At 59.2% G+C, this 4,076-nt stretch carries 3 protein-coding genes; 2 read left to right on the top strand and 1 reads right to left on the bottom strand.

The features are described from left to right. Both ACH2EI_RS22170 and ACH2EI_RS22165 read left to right on the top strand, forming a co-directional pair. A partial coding sequence (locus ACH2EI_RS22170; RefSeq protein ID WP_395161631.1) for a DUF262 domain-containing protein occupies nt 1–2,321 on the top strand: 2,321 nt, incomplete at its 5' end. 69 nt (nt 2,322–2,390) lie between these two features. After that, a complete protein-coding gene (locus ACH2EI_RS22165) occupies nt 2,391–3,041 on the top strand; it encodes a nucleotidyltransferase domain-containing protein (protein ID WP_395152755.1) in 651 nt (216 codons plus the stop codon). Between the two features lie 222 nt (nt 3,042–3,263). Here ACH2EI_RS22165 and ACH2EI_RS22160 read toward each other — a convergent pair. Next, nucleotides 3,264–4,076 (bottom strand): ABC transporter C-terminal domain-containing protein (locus tag ACH2EI_RS22160; RefSeq protein ID WP_395161629.1); only part of this gene is annotated, 813 nt, incomplete at its 5' end.

Raw genomic sequence — 4,076 nt, 5'->3', positions numbered from 1 at the left:
GCAATTCGAAAAATTCGCAAGCGGCGCGAATTGGGTTGGCGGCTGAGCAGAGCATCGATGCCGTAGCTGACTTCGGACTCTCCGCGCTTTCAATCGACAAATTCAGGCGGAGCGGATCCGGGCATGCGAGGATCGACCCCGAGATGGAGACGCAGCCACGAACGCCCCAGATCATCTTCATGAGTCCGCAACGGCTGATGGTGCCGTTGTTTCAGCGACCGTATGTGTGGAACCAGGAACTCCAGTGGGAGCCGTTGTGGAACGACGTCGTACGCATCACGGAGCGTTACATGGGAGATTCGGCCGTCAAGCAGCAGCCACACTTCCTCGGAGCTGTCGTCGTGCAGCAGACACTCAATCCCCTCGGCTCACTTCAGATGCGCAGCGTGATTGACGGCCAACAACGCTTGACGACACTTCAGCTGATGATCGACGCCGTCCATGCTCAACTCGTCCTCGGCGGGTCGACGCAGTCGGCCCGCCGACTGGAAGCACTTGTGCTCAACGACGAAGCATTCTGCGAAAGTGACGCCGACCGACACAAGGTGTGGCCCACCAACAAGGATCGCGCTGCCTTCAACGAGGTGATGGTGGCTCCCATCCCCGTCGAGTACGAGAACCTTGCGCACCGATCGAGCCGCCTCACCCAGGCTCACCGTTTCTTCAGTGAATCGGCCGGAGTCTGGCTACGGCTCAACGGTGACGACGAGATATCCGAACGAGGCGCAGCCTTGGAGCGATCGATTCGCGACCATCTCCAGATCGTCGTAATCGACCTCGCTGCCGATGAAGACGCCCAGGAAATCTTCGAGACGCTGAATGCCCGCGGGACTCCGCTCACTGCAGCCGACCTCATCAAGAACTTCGTCTTCCAACGGCTGACTGACGCCGGTGAAGATGTCGAAGCGATCTACGAGTCCTTCTGGAGCGAGTTCGAGACAGCGTTCTGGGAAACCGAGGTCAACTCGGGCCGAACGAAGTACCCACGTTCCGCGATGTTCCTCAATCACTGGCTCGATGCGCGGACCCGCGAAGAAGTCCTCGCACGTGAGGTCTTCATCCGGTTCAAGCGATATGTCGACTTTGAAAGGGAAGGACCTGTTGCAGCGCTCGTCGCCGAGCTTCATCGAGCTGCCCACGTGTATCGACGCCTCATCGAGGCAACGACCCGTCTCACTGGCCCGCTCGACCGTTCCGAACTGTTCGCGTACCGCACGAGCGTGATGGAGAGCGAGGTAATCAAGCCACTGCTACTGACGCTCCTCGATCCTGAGCAGGAATCGATCCCACACGACCAGCTCACCAAAGCACTCGACGTCGTCGAGAGCTGGATGGTGCGGAGAATGATCGTCCGGGCAACCTCGAAGAACTACAACCAAACTGTTGCCGACATGATAGCCCGCCTTCACAAGCAGGACCGGACGAAAGCAGGAGACACGTTGGAGGCCTTCCTACGCGAACAGCGCACGGCAGTCGGCTATTGGCCCGACGACCACGAGGTGGCGCAGCAGCTTTCGAACGAGCGCGTCTACAAACGCTTGAGTCGCGGCCGGCTCCGGATGATCCTCGAAGCGATTGAAGATCGTCGCCGCGGCTGGCCATCAGCGAGCATGGGCTTCTCAGAGCGTGTCATGCGCGGTACCTACAACATCGAGCACGTGATGCCGGTGAGTTGGGAGAAGCACTGGCCACTTCCGCAAACCGTCGCTGATTTCGATCGCAATCAGATGATCCACACGCTGGGCAACTTGACTCTGTTGACCGCGCGCCTGAACACCAAGGTGTCGAACGGACAATGGGCGGGCGCAAACGGCAAGCGGGCTGCCCTCGTCGAGCACGACGTGCTCAAACTGAACCGCACGTTCATCGATGGATTTCACGAAGACTGGACCGACACCGACATCGAAGCTCGAACCGCAACGCTCACTGATGAGCTTCTCGCAGTTTGGCCGGTCCCCGAAGGACACCGGTCGGAGCAACATGCGGCTCCGACGAAGACGCACCGAAAGGTCGAAGTTCTCGATCTGCTGAGCGCAGGTCTGATCGAGCCCAACACGGCGCTCATTCCCCGAGCCAAGGCCGCTCGGGATCGCACGGTCATCGTGCTCGGGGATGGCTCGATTGATGTAGACGGAATTCTCTTCAAGACACCGTCGGGCGCAGCAGGTCATATTCGCGGAGGTCCTACGAACGGCTGGAGATACTTCCGGGTTCAGCTCAGTCCCCGAATCACCTTGAGCGATCTGTGGCATGACTACGTCGAACTCGAAGACATCGATACCGATTCAGACGACGCAGGCGACGACGTAGGAACGGAGTGACGAACCGGGACCGCTGCTGATCAGGAGCCTGATCTGTTACATCGCACGAACGAAACGATCGTTCCATAAATGATGGATATCGTCTACCGTGACGATGTGAACTTCCAGCACCCAGTCGAGGCCGTCATACCCGGCGCGCAGGGCCGAATCCTGGCTGTGTTGGTGGACACGACCGCAGCCCTCAACCTCCGGACACTCGCTCGACTGGCTGGGGTCAGCCCCGCCCAGGTCTCACGAGTCGTGCCCGGACTCGTTGATTTAGGATTGATTGACCGCGAAGAGATTCCTCCGTCGTCACTCTTTCGGCTAGCCCGCTCGAATGTGGCCGCCCAGGCTGTCATCCGGCTTTCCCGGTCACGCGAGATCGTGCTCGGCCAGATCGGCGAGATCAGTTCGAGGCTTGACGCGCCCCCGGACAGCGTCATTCTCTTTGGCTCGTTCGTACGAAACGAAGCGGGCTCAAGGAGCGACATCGACACAGTAGTTGTCCGCCCCGATGAAGTGGACGAGGAGGATGACTCCTGGCAGACGTCGATTCAAGACTGGCGACGGCACGTCCAGGCGCTTGCTGGAAACCCAGTCGAGGTGGTTGAGGTTGGTCGCACAGAAGCTGCAACAAAGTTGAGAGGTCGGTCAGAGTTCTGGCGCAACATTCGTCGCGAAGGGCTTGCCGCTCACGGGTTGGGCGTAGTTGAGCTGATGGAAGCCTCCGATGGCTGACCCAGATCGGGCCTCCGATGCGCGACAGCCAGGCTCCAGCGAACGACGTCTCCTGGGAAACGATCTTCAACGCTGAAGACGGCCGACTTGACTTGCCCAACGTCGAGCACCTCCTAGTACTCGATGCAACATCCCCTGAGAATGATGAAGCCGTGGCAACCCTCAACGGAGAGGTGTCCGCTCTCATGCCGAGTCCCTCAGCCCCAATACTGCGCAGCCGTCTCACCCTGCGCCAGTGATGTACGTGAAACTTGGGTCCTCTTCTTCACGAAACCGATCGACGGATACGTCAATCATCGTCCCGTTGAAGATGCCGAGCTCTTTCATCCTCAGGAATGAATCGATTGTAAGGCCCGTCACCATCTTGAAGAGCTCCGGCTCCGCCGTCTCTATGATCTCGGCCAGTGTCCGCTCTCTCGGATCAGTCAGATACATAAAGGCCGGAATCCTTGCGGTGAGATCCTTGATCTTCTTCTTCAAGTCGGCAAGCTGCTTCTCGACGGCCTTGAGTTCCTGCTGCTCCTTTGCAGTTAGCTTGCTCTTCCCCTTCTCCCGTATCGCCATCTTGAGCTTCTCGTTCTTGCTCAGCACGATTTCGAGGTTCGCTGTCGTCCCTCCCAACGTTCGTACCCCTGCCAGGGCGTCAAGGAGCGACGAGTCACTGGCCAGAGCGTTGAGTGTTTCGTCGTTGACGCCGACCAGGAGCGCTGTCATCCACTGAGCGTCGAGGGCTCGCTGCGCCACGTCCTTCGTTGCCGTCGTGATCACTTGCCCCCAATCGACAACCGCCATGGCGCCGTCCCCGTACTTGAAAATCGGCAGGAACTTCAGCAGTTTTCCAAGAATGGCCGCCACGGTTTCGCCGGTGGCGTCTGCTTGCGAGAGGGCGTATCGACCAATCAGCGAGAGTGCGCGATTCGGATCGAAGTCGAAAACGAAGGAGGCCTTCTTGTAACCGGGTGCGAGCGTGTCGTCGGGTAGCCGGGAACTTCTGGGCGACTGAACACGGAACGCGGCCTGAAAGTACGACTCTGG

This window comes from Ilumatobacter sp., from assembly GCF_041688325.1.
Lineage (GTDB): Bacteria > Actinomycetota > Acidimicrobiia > Acidimicrobiales > Ilumatobacteraceae > Ilumatobacter_A.
The sequence above is the reverse complement of the archived record's forward strand: the minus strand, read 5'-3'. Positions and strand labels throughout refer to the sequence as shown.